Annotated in this window: 18 protein-coding genes; 12 read left to right on the forward strand and 6 right to left on the reverse strand. The window is 59.8% G+C overall.

The window, feature by feature from the left end; genetic code table 11:
• Positions 1–53 precede the first annotated feature (53 nt).
• A complete protein-coding gene (psiF, locus tag ACOI7D_RS17260) occupies positions 54–371 on the forward strand; it encodes a phosphate starvation-inducible protein PsiF (protein ID WP_048296829.1) in 318 nt (105 codons plus the stop codon).
• Positions 372–440: 69 nt separating this feature from the next.
• On the opposite strand, the gene proC is transcribed toward psiF, so the two are convergent.
• The gene (gene proC, locus ACOI7D_RS17265) at positions 441–1250 is read right to left on the reverse strand and encodes a pyrroline-5-carboxylate reductase (RefSeq protein ID WP_023288574.1); all 810 of its coding nucleotides are present in this window, start codon (positions 1248–1250) and stop codon (positions 441–443) included.
• Positions 1251–1366: 116 nt separating this feature from the next.
• Here proC and ACOI7D_RS17270 point away from each other — a divergent pair, with 116 nt between their 5' ends.
• A complete protein-coding gene (locus ACOI7D_RS17270) occupies positions 1367–1825 on the forward strand; it encodes a YaiI/YqxD family protein (RefSeq protein WP_004204870.1) in 459 nt (152 codons plus the stop codon).
• Here the strand turns inward: ACOI7D_RS17270 and ACOI7D_RS17275 are convergent.
• On the reverse strand, positions 1822–2514 hold the full coding sequence (locus ACOI7D_RS17275; RefSeq protein ID WP_109546616.1) for a DUF2076 domain-containing protein: 693 nt from the start codon (positions 2512–2514) through the stop codon (positions 1822–1824). The genes ACOI7D_RS17270 and ACOI7D_RS17275 overlap by 4 nt on opposite strands.
• A gap of 328 nt (positions 2515–2842) precedes the next feature.
• Between ACOI7D_RS17275 and aroL the strand changes: the two genes are divergently transcribed.
• The 4 genes from aroL (at position 2843) to ppnP (ending at position 4931) form a co-directional block, all read left to right on the forward strand.
• A complete protein-coding gene (gene aroL, locus ACOI7D_RS17280; RefSeq protein ID WP_023288577.1) occupies positions 2843–3376 on the forward strand; it encodes a shikimate kinase AroL in 534 nt (177 codons plus the stop codon).
• Between the two features lie 71 nt (positions 3377–3447).
• The gene (locus ACOI7D_RS17285; protein WP_008805350.1) at positions 3448–3639 is read left to right on the forward strand and encodes a YaiA family protein; all 192 of its coding nucleotides are present in this window, start codon (positions 3448–3450) and stop codon (positions 3637–3639) included.
• A 249-nt stretch (positions 3640–3888) separates the two neighbouring features.
• Positions 3889–4569: an AroM family protein gene (locus ACOI7D_RS17290; protein ID WP_072096489.1), complete on the forward strand. Its 681-nt coding sequence runs from the start codon at positions 3889–3891 to the stop codon at positions 4567–4569.
• A 77-nt stretch (positions 4570–4646) separates the two neighbouring features.
• Positions 4647–4931, forward strand: a complete 285-nt coding sequence (gene ppnP / locus ACOI7D_RS17295; RefSeq protein WP_002890284.1) for a pyrimidine/purine nucleoside phosphorylase — start codon at positions 4647–4649, stop codon at positions 4929–4931.
• A gap of 72 nt (positions 4932–5003) precedes the next feature.
• Here ppnP and rdgC read toward each other — a convergent pair whose 3' ends face one another.
• Positions 5004–5915 (reverse strand): recombination-associated protein RdgC, encoded by a 912-nt coding sequence (gene rdgC / locus ACOI7D_RS17300; protein ID WP_002890285.1) that lies wholly within the window; start codon positions 5913–5915, stop codon positions 5004–5006.
• 91 nt (positions 5916–6006) lie between these two features.
• Between rdgC and mak the strand changes: the two genes are divergently transcribed.
• Positions 6007–6921, forward strand: coding sequence for a fructokinase (gene mak, locus ACOI7D_RS17305; protein ID WP_049013804.1), 915 nt, complete (start codon positions 6007–6009; stop codon positions 6919–6921).
• Positions 6922–6995: 74 nt separating this feature from the next.
• Here the strand turns inward: mak and sbcC are convergent, their stop codons facing one another.
• Complete coding sequence (gene sbcC, locus ACOI7D_RS17310; protein WP_109546615.1) at positions 6996–10133, reverse strand: exonuclease subunit SbcC; 3138 nt, start codon at positions 10131–10133, stop codon at positions 6996–6998.
• Positions 10130–11335 carry an exonuclease subunit SbcD gene (gene sbcD / locus ACOI7D_RS17315; protein WP_048296837.1) on the reverse strand — a complete coding sequence of 402 codons (1206 nt, stop codon included), beginning with the start codon at positions 11333–11335 and terminating at the stop codon, positions 10130–10132. The genes sbcC and sbcD overlap by 4 nt, the downstream gene beginning before the upstream one ends.
• 182 nt (positions 11336–11517) lie before the next feature.
• Here sbcD and phoB point away from each other — a divergent pair, with 182 nt between their 5' ends.
• The 5 genes from phoB to malZ all read left to right on the forward strand — a co-directional run bounded on the left by phoB (position 11518) and on the right by malZ (position 18687).
• Complete coding sequence (gene phoB, locus ACOI7D_RS17320) at positions 11518–12207, forward strand: phosphate response regulator transcription factor PhoB (protein WP_004204861.1); 690 nt, start codon at positions 11518–11520, stop codon at positions 12205–12207.
• Between the two features lie 21 nt (positions 12208–12228).
• Entirely contained in the window at positions 12229–13524 is a 1296-nt protein-coding gene (gene phoR, locus ACOI7D_RS17325) for a phosphate regulon sensor histidine kinase PhoR (protein ID WP_023288581.1), read from the forward strand.
• Between the two features lie 414 nt (positions 13525–13938).
• Positions 13939–15258 carry a branched-chain amino acid transporter carrier protein BrnQ gene (gene brnQ / locus ACOI7D_RS17330; protein WP_023288582.1) on the forward strand — a complete coding sequence of 440 codons (1320 nt, stop codon included), beginning with the start codon at positions 13939–13941 and terminating at the stop codon, positions 15256–15258.
• Between the two features lie 86 nt (positions 15259–15344).
• The gene (proY, locus tag ACOI7D_RS17335) at positions 15345–16718 is read left to right on the forward strand and encodes a proline-specific permease ProY (RefSeq protein ID WP_044521225.1); all 1374 of its coding nucleotides are present in this window, start codon (positions 15345–15347) and stop codon (positions 16716–16718) included.
• A gap of 151 nt (positions 16719–16869) precedes the next feature.
• Entirely contained in the window at positions 16870–18687 is a 1818-nt protein-coding gene (gene malZ / locus ACOI7D_RS17340; protein WP_109546614.1) for a maltodextrin glucosidase, read from the forward strand.
• On the opposite strand, the gene ACOI7D_RS17345 is transcribed toward malZ, so the two are convergent.
• A complete protein-coding gene (locus ACOI7D_RS17345; RefSeq protein WP_023288585.1) occupies positions 18684–19586 on the reverse strand; it encodes a LysR substrate-binding domain-containing protein in 903 nt (300 codons plus the stop codon). The two genes, malZ and ACOI7D_RS17345, sit on opposite strands and share 4 nt — an antisense overlap.
• Positions 19587–19808 lie beyond the last annotated feature (222 nt).

Here is a 19808-nt window from a genome sequence, read left to right on the forward strand (position 1 = left end):
TTTTTCTATCTGCGTCCAGACTTACAACGTTCCACTCACAGAAGGATGGTGCGATGAAAATAACCTTACTGATGACCCTACTGTTTGGCTTGATCTTTATCAGCGCGGTTGGCGCGGCAGAAAAAACGCCTACTCCCCAGCAGCAAAAGATGACGGACTGCAATCAGCAAGCGTCAGCCAAGGCGCTGAAGGGGGATGAGCGCAAAACCTTTATGAGCCAGTGCCTGAAAAAAGAGACCACCACGCCGCAAGGAAAGACCCTCACGCCTCAGCAGCAGAAGATGAGCGACTGCAACAAAGCGGCTTCGGCAAAATCACTGAAGGGCGATGAACGCAGCACCTTCATGAGTAGCTGCCTGAAGAAAGCCTGAAAAAAAGGGAGCGCTCGCGCGCTCCCTTGTTCTTTGACCTCTCAGGGCTTGCAGCCCGCCTGCTCAGCTTCAGGAGCGGCTCAGTTTCTCTGATTTTTCCATGCACTGGGTGATGGCTTCGATCACCGCGGAGCGGAAGCCTTTCTCTTCCAGCACGCGCACGGCTTCGATGGTGGTCCCGCCAGGAGAGCAGACCATATCTTTCAGCGCCCCCGGATGCTCACCGCTCTCCAGCACCATTTTGGCGGAGCCCATCACCGCCTGAGCGGCGAATTTGTAAGCCTGAGCGCGCGGCATTCCGCCGAGCACGGCGGCATCGGCCATCGCTTCGATAAACATAAAGACATAGGCCGGCGCCGAGCCGCTAACGCCGACCACCGGATGGATCATCGGTTCGGCAATTTGCTCCGCCTGGCCAAAGCAGCGGAAAATGGTCAGCACTTCCGCTACATCTTCGCTGCTCACCAGCGCATTTGGCGTAACGGAGGTCATGCCGGCGTTAACCAGCGACGGCGTATTGGGCATCGCGCGAATAATTTTGCGATCGTGGCCGAGCGCGCGTGCCAGCTGATCAAGCGTGACGCCGGCGGCGATGGAGACCACCAGCGACTCTTTATTCAGGCTGGAGGCGATATCGCCCAGCACTTTGGTCATGATCCCCGGCTTCACCGCGCCGAAGACGATATCGGCAATCTGCGCCACTTCCTGGGCGCTATCGGCGGCGTTGATGCCGTACTGGTCGCGCAGAGCCGCAACCTTGTCCGGCGACGGGGTGTAGACCCAGATTTGTCCCGGCTGTACCTGGCCGCTGGCGATCAGTCCACCCAGAATGGCCTTACCCATATTGCCGCAGCCGATAAAGCCAATTTTCTTATCCATCACCATTCCCCTCTGCTTTTTTCGTTACGATCTGATTAGCTTATCATCCTGACGCTTTCATGGGGGAGAAAAGCAGGTAACATTGGCGGCACTTATTGCAGGTAACAGGAGCTGGCATGGCCATTTGGGTGGATGCAGACGCGTGTCCGAACGTGATTAAAGAGATATTGTTCCGCGCGGCAGAGCGGACCCAGACGCCGCTGACGCTGGTGGCGAACCAGCCGCTGCGCGTACCGCCGTCGCGTTTCATCCGCACCCTGCGGGTTGAGCAGGGTTTTGACGTGGCGGATAACGAAATCGTCCGTCAGTGCGCGGCGGGGGATTTAGTGATCACCGCCGATATTCCGCTGGCGGCGGAGGTGCTGGCGAAGGGTGGGGCGGCGCTCAATCCGCGCGGAGAGCGCTACAGCGAGGCGACGATCCGCGAGCGGCTGACGATGCGGGATTTTATGGAGACATTACGGGCCAGCGGCGTTCAGACCGGCGGCCCGGATAGTTTATCGCAGCGCGATCGGCAACAGTTTGCCGCCGAGCTGGAGAAGTGGTTGCTGGCGGTTAAACGACAGCAGGGTTAAACCCAGCTGTCGTCATCGCTGCCGATATCATCATCGCCAAAGCCGGCGTCGAAGTCGTCGTTCCAGGTGTTGTCGGCAAGGAACTGATCGTCTCCCTGACGGAACGGATCGTCACCTGCGGCGGCGTCCTGCGCGGCGGCATCAGGCTGCGGCTTCTCTTCGATGATATTAACAATCTCCTGCGGGTGCGAGCCGCTGAACATATTGGTCAGCATATTGCCCAGCACCACGCCGCCCGCTACGCCTGCGGCCGTTTGCAGCGCGCCTGCCATAAAGCCGCCGCCGCGTGCGGCAGCCTGCGGGGCATAGCTCTGCTGCTGCTGTGGGGCATACTGCGGCTGCGCGCTGGCCTGCGGGCGACCGTATTGCTCCGCGCCCGGGATCGGGTCAGAACCGCGTGACGAGCCGCTGCCGCCAAACAGGCCGGAGAGGAATCCGCCGCTGCTGGGCTTCGCCGCCTGCAGCTGGCTGACCTGGCTCTCCAGCGCCTGGATGCGATCGTTGAGCTGTTTAATCGCGGCTTCCTGGATAAGAATGGTTTGCGCCATATAGTAGGGGGCCGCCGGCTGCGCGCTCACGTGTTGGGCAATCCGCTCCTCGGCGCTGGCATCGCGCGATGCACTGTGCGCCTCAGCCTCTTTCAGCCGGGAAAACAGTCCATCAATAAGGCGTTGTTCTTCAGATTGCATGTTACATTCCTCTGTCACACTGTCGAATAGGCATCAGGGTGCGTCTGAAACACGATGTTGTAAATATGTTGCTTCGTAAAGCTATGCATAAATGTGTTACCGTTTACGCCAGCAGCGGATAAAAAATAACGCCCGGCAGAAAGTAAAGCTGGTTAAACAGTACATGCAATGATAAGTTTACATTAAGAACCCCTTGTCTCACTGTGGTGATGGGGTGTAAAGAAGTTGTGTAACGTTTTCTTTACGTATGCGTTGCGGAACAGACAGCGATAATACGTTCTTTCGTTTTCCTTTTTTTGCGACAGACGGAACCAGGGGGTCTTCGGTTATGACACAGCCAATCTTTCTTATCGGGCCACGCGGCTGCGGTAAAACCACCGTCGGCCATGCGCTGGCGCGAGCGCGGCATTTTCAGTTCTCCGATACCGATCATCGGCTGCAGGCCCATGAGCAGCGGACGGTGGCGGAGATCGTGCAGGCGGAAGGATGGGCGCGCTTTCGCGAGCTGGAGACCCTGTCGCTGAAGGCCGTAACCCTGCCGAATACGGTGATCGCCACCGGCGGCGGCATCATTCTTGCGGAATGTAACCGCCAGTTTATGCGGGAGAACGGCGTGGTGATCTATCTGCAGGCGTCGGTATCGGCGCTGATTGACCGTCTGGAAGCCTACCCGAAAGCCGAACAGCGGCCGACGCTCACCGGGAAACCGGTGCGTGAGGAAGTGGGCGAGGTGCTGGCGCAGCGTGAAGCGTTATACCGTGACGCTGCCCATCATATTGTCGATGCTACGGCCGCCCCGGATCGGGTGGTGGAACAGATTATGACCATGCTGTGCGGCGCGGCGGCCACCCCGGTAAGTTAAGAATTTACTTACATTAAGGCGGCGAGGGGCGCCTATACTTGATAGTTCTGATACCAGAAGAAGGAAGAACTATGCCAAACAGGCCCCCATATCCGAGAGAAGCGCGCGTGGTTGCGGTAGAGAAAGGCCCGCAGGGTCAGACGGTCACCTGGTATCAACTTCGCGCGGACTATCCTGAACCCAATTCGCTGATCAGCGAACATCCTACCGAGCAGGAAGCCGTGGATGCCAAGCGGCGCTACGAAGATCCTGACAAGTCCTAACCCCTGAGCCCGGATTGCCTGCTCTGCGGGCAATATCGGGCATATCTCACACTTTTTATTTATCAGTCGTACTAATGAATATCTAACACACGGATTTTTCAGGCGCGCCGCTGCCGCCGGGCAATCTTTACATTCTACTGCGGCGTGGAGCTGCTACGCTTCTCGACGGTTGATTTTTACTCACCAGGGGGGCGAATGCTGTGTGTGGTAAGCCTGTGTTGAAGCAGTGGTAGTGAAAAGGTACATGATATGAGTAGTGCAACGATGGCAATTTTGACCATCGGCGTTGTGCCGCTGGCGGGAGTATTACCGCTCCTGACCGAACATATCAGGGAAGAACAGATCGCTCACATCAGCCTGCTGGGCGAGATGACGCGTGATGACGTGATGGCAGAGTACGCCGTGGGTGACGGCGAACAGGGTCTCTTGACCCTGCTCAGCGATAACCAGCTGGTGATGGTGTCGCGACAAAAAATTGAACGTGATGTTCGCAGCGTGATCGCTATGCTGGATCGACAGCATTTTGATGTGATCCTGCTGCTCAGCTCCGAACAGCTGACCGGTTTTACCACCCACCACGCGATCCTCCTCGAGCCGCAGCGGATCATTCCGCCGCTGGTGGCGTCGATCGTTGATGGGCACCAGGTCGGGGTGATCGTGCCGGTGGAAGAGATCATGCCCATGCAGCGACAAAAGTGGCATTCACTGGAGAAGTCGCCGTACTACGCGCTGGCCAACCCGTTTACCGGTAGCGACAGCGAGCTGTTAACCGCCGGTAAAGCGCTGCTGGAGCAGGGCGCCGACGTGCTGGTCCTCGACTGTCTTGGTTACTATCAGCATCATCGCGATGTGTTACAAAAAGCCCTTGATGTCCCGGTTTTGCTGTCGAATGTGCTGGTTTCCCGACTGGCGGCAGAACTATTAGTCTAATGTGTTAATTTCACGTGACAGGGGCAAGGAGCGCCCCCTATATTGAGCCTTTCAACGACGATCAGAAGGGCTTGTTTATGCTTCAAAGCAATGAATACTTTGACGGAAAAGTGAAATCCATTGGCTTCACCAGCAGCAGTACCGGTCGCGCCAGCGTTGGCGTGATGGCGGAAGGGGAATACACCTTTGGTACGGCGCAGCCGGAAGAGATGACGGTGGTCAGCGGGGCGCTGAATGTCCTGCTGCCGGGTGAGACTGAGTGGAAAGTTTACGCCGCCGGCGAAGTCTTCAATGTGCCAGGCAACAGCGAATTCCATCTGCAGGTGGCTGAGCCAACCTCTTATCTGTGCCGCTATCTGTAAGCCAGCGTAACGCCCGGCGCTTGCCGCCGGGTTGTATGTTTCCTTCCTGCCAGGCAGGAAGGAAAGCGGCGCTTAGCGCTGCGCTTCGCCGCCGAGCCCTTCCACCAGGCTTTGGATCAGGGCAGCCAGTTCGCCGGTCATTAAGATAAAGTCGGCGTCAAAGCGCTGGGCGAAATCTTCCCGATCGATATCTTCGTTTTGGTCGCGTAATTCATCGCAGAACTTGAGGCGCTTAATTGACGCGTCGTCGCAGATCACAAACTGAATACGCTGCTGCCAGTCCAGCGCCAGCTTGGTGACGACCTTTCCGGCCTCAATATGCACAGCGATTTCGTCGCTCACCAGATCCTGCTTCTTGGCGCGGATCACGCCGCCATCTTCCAGCATCGCTTTCAGCTCGGCTTCGTCCAGCAGCTGGAAGCCCTGCGCCACGGTGCCGGAGCGGACCCACTCGGTCAGCGTCAGCTCAATCGGATTCTCCAGGGTCAGCGGCACCACCGGCAGCGAGCCGAGGGTTTTACGCAGCAGGGCCAGGGTATCTTCCGCTTTCTTCGCGCTGGCGCAGTCCACCATGATCAGGCCGTTGACGGTGTCGATCCACATCATCGTCTGGCTGAAGCGGCTGAAGGCGCGCGGCAGCAGCGAGTGCAGCACTTCATCTTTCAGGGAATCTTTCTCAGTTTTCTTCAGCTTGCGCCCCTGATCGGCTTCCAGCTTCTGGATCTTCGCCTCCAGCGCCTGCTTGATCACCGGCGACGGCAGGATCTTTTCTTCTTTACGCGCGCAGATAATGATCTGGCCGTTCGCCGTATGCGTCAGCGCGTCGCTGTGCGATCCCATCGGCGATACCCAACCGGTTTTCGCCATATCCTGGCTGCCACAAGGGGTAAATGTCAGCTCGGCCAGCTGTTTTTCCATCTCCTCGGCGCGCAATTCGATATCGCGGCTGAGACGGTAAACCATTAAATTTTTGAACCACAGCATGATAATTTCCACGGCTTTGTCGTTAAATCAGGCGGGCATGATAGCGAATTGTCGCTATGCTTGCATTGTTAATCGGGGTGAGGAGCTGAGCGTGCGTATTGGTATTGATTTAGGTGGCACAAAAACTGAAGTGATAGCCCTGAGCGACCAGGGAGAGCAGCTGTTTCGCCATCGGTTACCCACGCCGCGGGAGGATTACCGGCAAACCATCGAGACTATCGCCACCCTGGTGGCGATGGCCGAGCAGGCGACCGGACAGCGTGGCACCGTGGGGATGGGGATCCCGGGCGCGATTTCGCCCTATACCGGGGTGGTGAAAAACGCCAACTCGACCTGGCTCAACGGCCAGCCCTTTGATAAGGACCTCAGCCTGCGCCTCGACCGTGAAGTGCGGCTGGCTAACGACGCCAACTGTCTGGCGGTGTCGGAAGCGGTGGACGGCGCGGCGGCGGGGGCGCACACGGTGTTCGCGGTGATTATCGGCACCGGCTGCGGCGCGGGCGTGGCGCTCAACGGGCGGGCGCATATCGGCGGCAATGGTAACGCCGGCGAGTGGGGACATAACCCATTGCCGTGGATGAACGACGATGAGTTGCGCTACCGTGCGGAAGTGCCTTGCTACTGCGGTAAACAGGGATGTATCGAAACCTTTATCTCCGGCACCGGCTTTGCCACTGACTACCAGCGGCTGAGCGGCAAGGGGTTAACCGGCAGCGAGATTATGCGCCTGGTGGGGGAAGGTGACGAAAAAGCCGAACTGGCGCTGAGCCGCTACGAGCAGCGGCTGGCGAAATCGCTGGCCCACGTGGTGAATATCCTCGACCCGGACGTTATCGTGCTGGGCGGCGGGATGAGCAACGTCGAGCGGCTGTATCAGACGGTGCCGGACCTGGTGAAACAGTGGGTCTTCGGCGGCGAGTGTGCAACGCCGATCCGCAAAGCGATGCACGGCGACTCCAGCGGAGTACGTGGCGCGGCATGGCTGTGGCCGCTCCAGGGGACCTGAACCGCTCCCCCTCACCCCGACCCTCTCGCTCCGGAAGAGGGTTAGGGTGAGGGGACATCGCAATGATTCAAACCTCACTCCACCGCAAACGCTCTGTCCAGCCGACTGTAGCCCAGGCCATTGATCTTCTTCACTTTGATCTGCACCGGAATGCGATCTTTCATCGCCTCCACGTGGCTGATCACCCCGATAATCTTGCCGCTGGCGTTCAGCGCGTCCAGCGCGTCCAGCGCCGTGTCCAGCGTTTCGCTGTCGAGGGTGCCGAAGCCTTCATCAAGAAACAGGGAATCAATCCGCGTCTTATGGCTCACCAGATCTGACAGCGCCAGGGCCAGCGCCAGGCTGACGAGGAAACTTTCGCCACCGGAGAGGGTGCGGGTGTCGCGCACGGCGTCGGCCTGCCAGGTATCGACAACCTCCAGCTCCAGCGCTTCGCTGGCTTTGCGCTGCAGCAGATAGCGCCCGTGCAGGCGGTTAAGCTGCTGGTTTGCCAGCCAGACCAGATTATCCAGCGTCAGCCCCTGGGCGAATTTGCGGAACCGGTCGCCGGTGCTGGAGCCGATCAGCGAATTGAGATAGCCCCAGTCATCCGCCCGCTGCGCCGCCTCTGCAATCTGTCGCCCCAGCGCCTGCTGATGTTGACGGCTCTCTGTGTCCTGCCTGAGCTGCTGGCGGATCTCGCCCTGGCGGGTGGTGTTGTCCCGCAGCCGCTGGGCCAGGGCCTGTAGCTGGGTTTGCAGGGCGGGGATGTCCGCGTCCGTCCCTTGCGGACGCAGCGCCAGGTGCGCCTGCTGCTGACGGGTCGCCTGCTCGCAGAGCGCCGTCGCCTGCTGGAGCTGCTGCTCCAGCGTCTGTTTTAACTGCGTCAGCCGCTGGACGGTCTCGTCATCCAGCAGCGCGGCGAGAAACGCCGGCCGATCGCTAAAGCGGCTGGCGGCCAGGGCGGCGGTAAATTGCGCCTGCGACTGGTCCAGGCGCGCCTTCTCTTCGGTCTCCAGCTGCTGCTGGGCGACAAGCTGGCTGTGCAACGCCAGGCACTCCTCATGGATAGCGCGCCAGTTGTCGGGAATCACCGGCTCAGCCTCAGCCTCTGCCTCGTCGCTGGCTGGCAGCGTCTCCAGCAGCGGCTGCAGGGCGGCAATCTGCTCCTGAATGGCGCCATGCCGGGTCTGTTGCGCCTGCCACTGGGCAAATTCGCTTTCGCGAGCGTTCAGCCAGGCGGCTTCTGTCCCTTCTTCCGGCAGGTTGAGCGTCAGGGTCTGCAGGGCGCTCTCCAGCCCCTGGCGCGTGGCCGTCAGCTGCTGCTGAGCCTGGCGCGCCAGCGCCTCCTGATCGTTAAGCTGGCTCTGCAGCATCAGGCGCTGGCTGAGCTGGTAGAGCTGTTGCTCGTAGCGCTCCTGCTCCTGTATCCAGTCGTTTATCTCTTGCGCAATATCCCGCGTGACCTGAAGAGAGGCGCAGGTTTCCTGCCACGCTTTAGTGAGCGCTTGCTCTTCCTCAGCGAGCCGCCCGGCCGCTTCGGTTTCACGCTGGAGCTGCTGCGTCAGGGCGTTGACCTGCCCGAGGATCAGCAGACCTTCTTCTTTCAGCGCGGCGACCTCTTTTTCCAGCGCATCGCGGCGGCGCTGGTTATCCGTGACCGTCAGCGAGGCGTATTGTTCAATCGCCGGGTGTTCACAGGAGCCGCACAGCGGGCAGGGCTTACCGGCCTCAAGCCGGGCGCGGTAACCTTCCAGATCTTTAATCGTTTCTTCCCGCTGGCAGAGCGCCTTCAGGTCGAGATAGTGCTGGTTTTTGTCTTTGTACTGCTCCCGGCGCTGCGCCAGGGTGGCGTTGAGTTTTGCCTGCTCCGCCTGCGCCTGCTGTACGCTTTCGGCGTTCTGGCGCAGACGCTTGCGCAGCAGCTGATGCTGTTCATGAAGGGAGAGCAGCCGCTGGCGCAGCGGTCGCGACTGGGTTTGCTGCGCCATCGCCGCCGCAACGTCATCGGCGGTCAGCGACAGAGGGCTGGCCGGCAGATCGGCCAGCTTCTGGCGCAGCGCGGCCAAGCGGGTGGTCTGGGCCGTCAGCTGCTGTTTATCCCGAGTCAGCTGCGAAAATTGCGCCCGCCAGCCGGCGATCTCCTGGCCCCATAAGCGAAATCGCTCATGGGCCGCCAGCCACTGCGCCAGGTCGGCCAGTTCAGCCTGACGCTGCCGCTGGGCATGCAGGGCGCTACGGCGAATGCGCGCGCGCAGCGCCGTGCTGGTAAGTAAGCGAGCATTCACTTCATTGATTCGCTGGCGGGTTTGTGCCAGGCCTGCCGCGTGCTCCTGTTGACGCTCCCATAAGGGGCGCAGCTGGGCGGCGGGCTGGGCCAGCTCAAGCCTGGCGAGCGCCGGCGCGGCGTCGGTCAGCGCCTGACGGGCCTGCTGCTGGCCGCTGACCGCCTGCTGCTGCTGCTGCGCCAGCTCATCGCGACGCGTTAGCCACTGAAGCTGCTGCTGCTGGTTTTGCTGCTGCGCCAGCAGGGCTTTCTCTTCGTCAGTAAGTACCTGCAAACTTTCCTGCAGCGCCTGCTGCTGGGCCTCCGTCAGCAGGACGATGCCCGTCGCCTGGGCTTCGAACTTCTCCAGGGTATGGCGAGCGGCTTTGTGCTGCTCATAGACCATCGCCGAAATCTGACCGTAGATTTCCGTGCCGGTCAGCTCCTCCAGCAGCTCCGCGCGATCGCTCGGCTTGGCGTTCAGAAAGGCGGCAAATTGCCCCTGGGAGAGCAGCATCGAGCGGGTGAAGCGGCCATAGTCGAGGCCGGTGAGCGCCGCGGTTTGCTCCAGCTTATCCGAGACCTTATCGGCGAGGATTTTACCGTCGGCGCAGCGCGCCAGCTCGACGCGGGGCGCCTGCAGGTTGCCATCTGGCTGGTTACGCGCCCGGTTCTGGCTCCAGAAGGCGCGGTAGGCGATGCCTTTCACTTCAAACTCCACCTCCGCCAGACACTCGGCGGTATCGCGGGTCATCAGGTCATTTTGCGACTGGGAGACTTTATTCAGGCGCGGCGTCTCGTGATAGAGCGCGAGGCAAATGGCGTCGAGCAGGGTGGTTTTCCCGGCGCCGGTGGCGCCGGTAATGGCGAACAGGCCGTTGCTGGCGAACGGCTCGGCGGTAAAGTCTATCTTCCATTCCCCTTTCAGGGAGTTGAGGTTTTTCAGACGCAGACTGAGGATTTTCATGCGTTTTCGTCCTCCGCGGTGAGCGTATGCAGCGTATGAGCGAACAGCTCGTGCAGCCGTGCGCGCTTCTCATCGTCAATCTCGGTCAGCGCCAGCCGGCGCTCGAACACCTCTTCCACCTTGAGTTCGCTGAGGGTCTCCCGCTGGGCGTTGAGCAGTATTTTCTCGCGCTGCTCGCGGCTGCGGCGCACCAGCAAGACTTCCACCGGCAGATCCTCCGTCAGCGCCTGAATATGGCGCTGAATATCGTGCAGGTACTCCTCGGTGGTGATTTCGATATCCAGCCACACCGGCGGGTCCTGTTCAACGCCGCGCCACTGCGACAGCTGGGCGGTGATGGCGGCCAGATCGCCTTTGATGACCGCCAGCGGCTGGGTGACGGGCACCTCAAGGGTCTCCACGGCGCTGAGTCGCCCATCGCTAAAGCTCACCAGATGCACCGATTTCGCTTTACCGGTTTCATCAAAGCTCAGCGGCAGCGGCGAGCCGCTGTAGCGGATGTGCTCGCAGCCGCCAACCACCTGCGCCCGGTGAATATGGCCCAGCGCAATGTAGTCGGCAGGGGGGAAGTGCTGCGCCGGGAAGGCATCCAGCGTGCCGATATAAATGTCGCGAACGGCATCGCTTTTGCTGGCGCCGACGGTGGTCAGATGGCCGCTGGCAATCACGGGCAGCGGCCGATCGCCGCGCAGGGCGCAGGCCTGCTGATACTGCTCCTGATAATAGTCGCTGATGGCGTGCAGCAGCTGCTGCTGTTTTTCCCGACCGGAGTGGCCGGCCTGGCTGGTGACCAGCTCGCGCGGGCGTAAAAACGGCACCGGGCAGAAGATAGCGCCTGGGGTGCCGTCGCGCCGCGGCAGCTCAATGGGCGGGCAGCCGGCGTTCGCCACGACGGTGGTGTGTAAAAAGGCGAGGATATCGCGGGATTCATTGAGCATCGCCACCGAATCGTGGTTGCCCGCCAGCACCACCAGGCGACAGCCGGTCTGCTGCAGCTGGACGACAAAGCGGTTATACAGTTCGCGAGCGTAGCTCGGCGGCGATCCGGTATCAAAAATATCGCCGGCCACGATGATGGCGTCGACTTCATGCTCCTGCGCGCGGGCCAGCAGCCAGGTCAGGAAGGCGTCATGTTCGGCCGCACGGCTTTTGCTGTAAAAATTCTGGCCCAGGTGCCAGTCGGAGGTGTGAAGGATGCGCATAAATCTTCCCTAGCGAAAAAAGCATGAGCGGCAGTATACCATTTGTCGGAGAGGGGTAAGTCCGCGTCATGCTTCAAAATACCCGATCGTCGGACGGTCATTTTTTTCATAAATCTGTCACAAAAGTGACGCATAATGACGCCGCACTTCTATACTGATGGCTAAAAAACACAGGGTAAATAATGGCGAGAAGAATTCTGGTCGTTGAAGATGAAGCTCCAATCCGCGAAATGGTCTGCTTTGTTCTGGAGCAAAATGGCTTTCAGCCTGTCGAAGCGGAAGATTATGACAGCGCGGTGAATCAACTCAATGAACCCTGGCCTGATTTGATTCTCCTTGACTGGATGCTGCCGGGCGGTTCGGGGCTGCAGTTTATTAAGCTGCTCAAGCGCGAGGCGATGACCCGGGATATTCCGGTGGTGATGCTGACCGCGCGCGGAGAAGAAGAGGATCGCGTTCGCGGCCTGGAGACCGGGGCGGACGACTACATTACCAAGCCTTTCTCACCGAAGGAGCTGGTGGCGCGAATCAAAGCGGTGATGCGCCGTATTTCGCCGATGGCGGTGGAAGAGGTGATTGAAATGCAGGGGCTGAGCCTCGATCCCTCATCGCACCGGGTGATGACCGGCGAAAGTCCGCTGGACATGGGGCCAACGGAATTTAAATTATTGCACTTCTTTATGACCCATCCGGAGCGGGTGTACAGCCGCGAGCAGCTGCTGAACCACGTCTGGGGAACCAACGTCTATGTGGAAGACCGCACGGTAGACGTCCATATTCGCCGCCTGCGTAAAGCGCTGGAACACAGTGGCCATGATCGCATGGTGCAAACGGTTCGCGGCACGGGGTATCGTTTCTCCGCCCGTTTCTGAATTTTGACAGGAGTGTGACCCGTGCTGGAACGGCTGTCATGGAAAAGGCTGGCGCTGGAGCTCTTTTTAGCGTGTATTCCGGCCCTGATTCTGGGGGCGTTTGTGGGTCATTTGCCGTGGTTTTTACTGGCGGCAGTGACCGGTTTGTTGATTTGGCATTTCTGGAATTTGATGCGCCTGTCGTGGTGGCTGTGGGTGGACCGGAGCATGACCCCTCCGCCCGGCCGCGGCAGCTGGGAGCCGCTGCTGTATGGTCTGCACCAGATGCAGATGCGTAATAAAAAGCGTCGACGTGAGCTGGGAAGCCTGATCAAACGCTTTCGCAGCGGGGCGGAATCCCTGCCGGACGCGGTGGTCCTGACCACGGAAGAGGGGGCCATTTTCTGGTGTAACGGCCTGGCGCAGCAGATTTTAAACCTGCGCTGGCCGGACGACAGTGGGCAAAACATTCTTAACCTTCTGCGCTATCCTGAATTCGCCAACTACCTGAAACAGCGTGATTTTTCAAAGCCGCTCAATCTGGTGCTGAATAATGCCCGTCATCTGGAAATTCGCGTGATGCCCTACAGCGACAAACAGTGGCTGATGGTGGCGCGCGACGTGACGCAGATGCATCAGCTGGAAGGGGCGCGGCGTAACTTTTTCGCCAACGTCAGCCATGAGCTGCGCACCCCGCTGACGGTGCTGCAGGGCTATCTGGAGATGATGCAGGAGCAGGTGCTGGAAGGGGCGACCCGTGAAAAGGCCCTGCACACCATGCGTGAGCAAACCCAGCGTATGGAGGGGCTGGTGAAGCAGTTGCTCACGCTGTCGCGTATTGAAGCCGCGCCGGCGCTGGCGATGAATGACCGCATCGACGTGCCGATGATGCTGCGGGTCGTGGAGCGCGAGGCGCAGACCCTCAGCCAGGATAAGCAGACGCTGATTTTTACCGTCGATGAGCAGCTCAAGGTGCTGGGCAACGAGGAACAACTGCGCAGCGCCATTTCTAACCTGGTCTATAACGCGGTGAACCACACCCCGCCGGGCACCGAAATTCGCGTCAGCTGGCAGCGAACGCCCCAGGGGGCGCTGTTCAGCGTCGAGGATAATGGGCCGGGCATTGCGCCGGAGCATATTCCCCGTCTGACTGAGCGCTTCTATCGGGTGGATAAGGCTCGCTCCCGGCAAACCGGGGGCAGCGGCCTGGGGCTGGCGATCGTCAAACACGCGGTCAACCATCATGACAGCCGGCTGGAGATCGACAGCACGGTGGGCAAGGGAACCCGTTTTAGCTTCCTGCTCCCGGAACGATTAATTGCCAGAAACGACGCCTGAGCGGCGCGCTGTCAGCTTATCTTGCCAATGACCAGCTTCGGCTGGTCATTTTCCCTGGCAGTCGTTTTTCTCTTGCCTATTTAATGAACGCGCGCTGCTTTTTTGTTCGCATGATAAGCCACGGGTTTTCCATCAATATGGTAAATGATTCTGGTGTGAAACTGATAACCAGCATAATCATCTGCTTTTGCGATCGTGCCTTGCTTTAAAACGTTATAAGCGTTTAAATTGCGCCTGCGCAGTCGATGACAGACTGCTTTTGCGTGGTAATACCAAAAACAATTCTTTCCCACGCCGCTTCGGGAGCATATCTCGCTGAGTTTACCGGCAATCGCCGCTGTATCGTCCCTGAGAGGGTAGCGCGGTATTTTTCCATTTTTTTACAACACCACATCCACAGGCAGTAATGAATTTATGACCCATCAGTTAAAATCTCGCGACATCATAGCGTTGGGCTTTATGACCTTCGCGTTGTTCGTTGGCGCAGGCAACATTATTTTCCCGCCGATGGTTGGCTTACAGGCGGGCGAGCACGTCTGGACGGCGGCGATCGGCTTCCTGATCACCGCGGTGGGTCTGCCGGTGCTGACGGTGGTGGCGCTGGCGAAAGTCGGCGGCGGCGTTGAAAGCCTGAGCACCCCGATTGGTAAAGTGGCTGGTATCCTGCTGGCGGTGGTGTGTTATCTCGCGGTGGGACCGCTGTTCGCGACCCCGCGCACCGCGACCGTCTCTTTTGAGGTCGGGATTGCGCCGCTGACCGGCGACGGCCCGCTGCCGCTGCTGATCTACAGCGTTATCTACTTCGCGCTGGTGATCCTGGTCTCGCTCTATCCGGGCAAACTGCTGGATACGGTGGGCAACTTCCTGGCGCCGCTGAAAATTATCGCCCTGATTGTGCTGGCGGTCGCCGCTATTGTCTGGCCGGCAGGCCCGATCAGCGACGCGCTGGAAGCGTATCGTACCGCGCCATTCTCCAATGGCTTCGTCAACGGCTACCTGACCATGGACACCCTCGGCGCGATGGTGTTCGGGATCGTGATTGTTAATGCCGCACGCTCCCGCGGCGTCAGCGAAGCGCGTCTGTTGACCCGCTACACCGTCTGGGCGGGCCTGATGGCAGGCGTCGGTCTGACCCTGCTCTATCTGGCGCTGTTCCGTCTGGGCTCTGATAGCGCCACCCTCGTGGACCAGTCCGCTAACGGCGCGGCGATCCTCCACGCCTACGTGCAGCATACCTTCGGCGGGGCGGGCAGCTTCCTGCTGGCGGCGCTGATCTTCATCGCCTGCCTGGTGACGGCGGTGGGCCTGACCTGCGCCTGCGCCGAATTCTTTGCCCAGTATCTGCCGTTCTCCTATCGCACGCTGGTCTTTATCCTCGGCCTGTTCTCGATGGCGGTCTCCAACCTCGGTCTGAGCCACCTGATTCAGGTGTCGATTCCGGTGCTGACCGCTATCTACCCGCCGTGTATCGCACTGGTTGTATTAAGCTTTACCCGCAGTTGGTGGCATAATTCGTCCCGTGTTATCGCGCCGGCCATGTTTATCAGTCTGATGTTTGGTATCATTGACGGGATTAAGTCATCGGCGTTTGCCGCTATCCTGCCGGCCTGGACCGCGCGTCTGCCGCTGGCGGAGCAGGGCCTGGCCTGGCTGATGCCGACCGCCGTGATGGCAATTCTCGCGGTGATCTGGGACCGTGCCGCCGGACGTCAGGTGACCTCCAGCGCGCACTAACCGGCGTTGAGGACAAGCGTTTAACCACGGGACTTCGGGTTCCGTGGTTTTTTATTTTTTGTGTTAAACGGCATTGAAAAACCACGATGGAAAGTAGTAACAAGCTTAAGCGCGGGCTAAGCACCCGGCACATTCGCTTTATGGCCCTGGGTTCCGCCATCGGCACCGGGCTTTTTTACGGTTCAGCCGACGCGATTAAAATGGCCGGACCCAGCGTACTGTTGGCCTACATTATCGGCGGCGTCGCGGCATATATTATTATGCGCGCGCTCGGTGAGATGTCGGTGCATAACCCTTCCGCCAGCTCATTCTCCCGCTATGCCCAGGAAAACCTCGGCGGACTGGCGGGGTATATCACCGGCTGGACCTACTGCTTTGAAATCCTGATTGTCGCCATCGCCGACGTCACCGCCTTCGGGATCTACATGGGCGTCTGGTTCCCGACGGTGCCGCACTGGATCTGGGTGCTCAGCGTGGTGCTGATCATCTGCGCCGTCAACCTGATGAGCGTCAAGGTATTTGGCGAGCTGGAGTTCTGGTTCTCGTTCTTCAAAGTGGCCACCATCATCATCATGATCCTCGCCGGGTTCGGCATCATTATCTGGGGGATCGGCAACGGCGGCCAGCCGACGGGGATTCATAACCTGTGGAGCAACGGCGGCTTCTTCAGCAACGGTTGGCTGGGAATGGTGATGTCGCTGCAGATGGTGATGTTCGCCTACGGCGGTATCGAAATCATCGGCATTACCGCCGGTGAGGCGAAAGATCCGGAGAAATCTATTCCACGCGCCATCAACTCGGTGCCGATGCGCATTCTGGTGTTCTATGTCGGCACGCTGTTCGTCATTATGTCTATCTATCCGTGGAACCAGGTGGGTACCGACGGCAGCCCCTTTGTCCTGACCTTCCAGCATCTGGGCATTACCTTCGCGGCCAGCATTCTTAACTTCGTGGTCCTGACGGCCTCGCTGTCGGCGATTAACTCCGACGTGTTCGGCGTGGGCCGTATGCTGCACGGCATGGCCGAGCAGGGGAGCGCGCCGAAGGTGTTCGCCAAAACCTCGCGTCGCGGTATTCCGTGGGTGACGGTGATGGTGATGACCATTGCGCTGCTGTTTGCGGTATACCTCAATTACATCATGCCGGAAAACGTCTTCCTGGTGATCGCCTCGCTGGCCACTTTCGCCACCGTGTGGGTGTGGATTATGATCCTGCTGTCGCAGATTGCCTTCCGCCGCCGTCTGTCGCCGGAGGAGGTCAAGGCCCTGAAATTCAAAGTCCCCGGCGGGGTGGCGACCACGGTTGTCGGCCTGGTGTTCCTGGCGTTTATTATCGCCCTGATCGGCTATCATCCGGACACCCGCATTTCGTTGTATGTCGGTATGGCGTGGATTGCGCTGCTGCTGCTGGGCTGGGTCTTTAAGACCCGTCGCGATCGCCGCCTGGCGCAGGCTCAGTAATCGACATCGCCCCGGTCAGCATCGCGCGACCGGGGCGGCTTGCCGACCCGCGTCCTCCCCCGTTATCCTCCCCCAAAAAATCCTGTGACGATGAGTTCTGCGCCTGACGGCTATGGCAAGGTGTGCCCATTCTGCACAATGAGGATTCACGATGTTGAAGGCATGGCACCTTCCGGTTGCACCCTTTATCAAGGTGCAACAGGACCGACTGTTTATTACCCTGTGGTTAAGCGGTGAGTCGCTGCCGCAGCGGATCACGCTGCGCGCGGAAGAAGATAACGAAGAGCTGTCGCTGCCGATGCAGCGCCTCCGCCAGGCGCCGAGGCCGGGGGTGGTGGCATGGCGCGGTGAAATCCATCTCGCCAGCGGTCAGCCGCGCCGCCGCTACAGCTTTAAGCTGCTGTGGGCCGACCATCAGCGCTGGTTTACGCCGCAGGGCTTCAGCCGTTTTCCGCCGGCCAGGCTGGAGCAGTTCGCCGTCGACCTGCCGGACGCCGGCCCGCAGTGGGTGGCCGATCAGGTTTTCTATCAGATTTTCCCCGATCGCTTTGCCCGCAGCGCTGCGCGTGACGGCGAACAGGATGCGGTCTATTACCATCACGCGGCGGGACGGGAGATTGTGCGCAAGGCGTGGGACGAACCGCTTACCGGCGAGGCGGGCGGATCGACGTTCTACGGCGGCGATCTCGACGGCATCAGCGAAAAACTGCCGTACCTGAAGCAGCTCGGCGTGACCGCCCTGTATCTGAACCCGGTCTTCGCCGCCCCCAGCGTGCATAAATATGACACGGAGGATTATCGGCGCGTCGATCCGCAGTTTGGCGGCGACGCGGCGCTGCTCCGCTTGCGCCATAACACCCAGCGGGCGGGAATGCGCATGATCCTCGACGGCGTGTTCAACCATACCGGCGATTCCCATCCTTGGTTCGACCGTCACCAGCAGGGCAGCTGCGGCGCCGGCCATCATCCGGACTCCCCGTGGCGCGACTGGTTTACCTTCTCCGGGGAGGGGCAGGCGCACAACTGGCTGGGTTATGCCAGTCTGCCGAAGCTCGACTATCGGTCGACCAGCCTGGTCAACGAGATCTATGCCGGCGAGGACAGCATCGTACGCCACTGGCTGAAGGCGCCGTGGAGCATGGACGGCTGGCGTCTGGACGTGGTGCATATGCTCGGCGAAGGCGGCGGGGCGCGAAATAACCTGCGGCATATCGCCGGCATCACCCAGGCGGCGAAGCAAACGCAGCCGGAAGCCTTTGTCTTTGGCGAACATTTTGGCGACGCGCGCCAGTGGCTGCAGGCGGATGCCGAAGATTCGGCAATGAACTACCGCGGCTTCACCTTCCCGATCTGGGGATTCCTTGCCAATACCGATATCTCTTACGATCCGCAGAAGATAGACGCCCAGACCTGTATGGCGTGGATGGATAATTATCGCGCCGGGCTGTCGCATCAGCAGCAGCTACGGATGTTCAATCAGCTCGACAGCCATGATACAGCGCGTTTTAAATCTCTCCTTGGCAAAGACGTAGCGCGCCTGCCGCTGGCGGTGGTGTGGCTGTTCAGCTGGCCGGGGGTACCGTGCATCTACTACGGCGACGAGGTGGGCGTGGATGGCAATAACGATCCGTTCTGCCGTAAACCGTTCCCGTGGGATCCGGCGCTGCAGGATACCCAGCTGCTGGCGCTGTATCAGCGGATGGCGAAACTGCGTAAAGCCCAGCAGGCGCTGCGCTACGGCGGCTGCCAGGTGATTTACGCCGAGGATAACGTGGTGGTGTTTGTCCGCGTCTATAAACAGCAGCGGGTGCTGGTGGCGATTAACCGCGGCGAAGCCTGCGAGGTGGTTATCGAGGATTCGCCGCTGCTGGACGTGGGGGCCTGGATGCTGCAGGAAGGCGCCGGCGCCTTCCATGACGGGGTGCTGACCCTCCCGGCTATCTCCGCCTGCGTCTGGTCCGGCCGTTAACGATAGAGCTGGCTCAGCAGGTCGTCGCGGAGGAGCGCCTCCCGCCACCAGCGCTGAGCCAGCCCATCATTCCCGCTGCGCCAGGCCATGTAGGTGATATCTTTTTCCCGCCAGCAGGCGACGCTTTTCTCCACCAGACAGCCTTTTTCCAGCCACGGGCGGGCGATATGACGCGGCAGAAAGCCGCAGCCCAGCCCGGCGCACAGCAGTTCGACTTTGCTGGCGAAATCATCGACGCCGATTTGCGGTTGTTCATCAAGCAGGTTGCTGTTCAGCGGATGGCAATAGCGGGCGCTGTCGCGGATCACTACCGCCCGGTGCTGGCTGAGCTGCTTATTGCTGAGCGGCGCTTCCGCGCCGGCCAGCGGGTGGGTCGGGGCGACCACGAAAATGTTATCCAGCGCGCCGAGGGTTTGCCATGACCACTCGGCGGAGGTAGGCGGCTCATTGATGGCGCCGAGGATAATATCCGCGCCATGGTGGGTCAGCTCTTCCCACGAACCGGCGAGGGTGTGATGACTGAAGTTCAGCCGCGTCTGCGGGTTTTGCGCGTAGAACTCGGCGATCAGCGGCAGCAGGGCTGAAAAGGGAAACGAGGCGTCGAGGGCGATCGCCAGCTCTCGCTCCCAGCCGGCGCTTAGCTGCTGGGCCTGCTTTTCCAGATCTCTGGCGGCGCTCAACAGCTGGCGTCCTTTCTCGAGCATCAATCGCCCGGTATCGGTAAACTTCGCCCGGTGACCGGAGCGATCCAATAAGACAATATCCAGATCGTTCTCCAGCTTCTGGATCATATAGCTCAGCGCGGCGGGGGTTTTATACAGCGACTCCGCGGCGGTGGCGAAGGATCCGTGTCGGTCCAGCGCATCAAGGATCATCAGAACATCAAAGTTTACGCGCATCAGGGGTTTCCATTAATTTATTTTCCCCTTGTTGTACCTAAGCGCAATAATCAATGCCAGTGAATAAATCAGAACAGTTTGACGTAAAAATTTGATGAAAGCTGGCGTGAGTCAATACTAACCGCCGACAAAATATAAATCACAAAAAAACTTTAATAACTTGTTAGAAATAACTGGCTATACTCACCATGCTTTATCAGTCAGGATCTACACGACGCATTA

This window comes from Klebsiella sp. C360 (assembly GCF_048822415.1).
Classification (GTDB): Bacteria; Pseudomonadota; Gammaproteobacteria; order Enterobacterales; family Enterobacteriaceae; genus Klebsiella; species Klebsiella quasipneumoniae.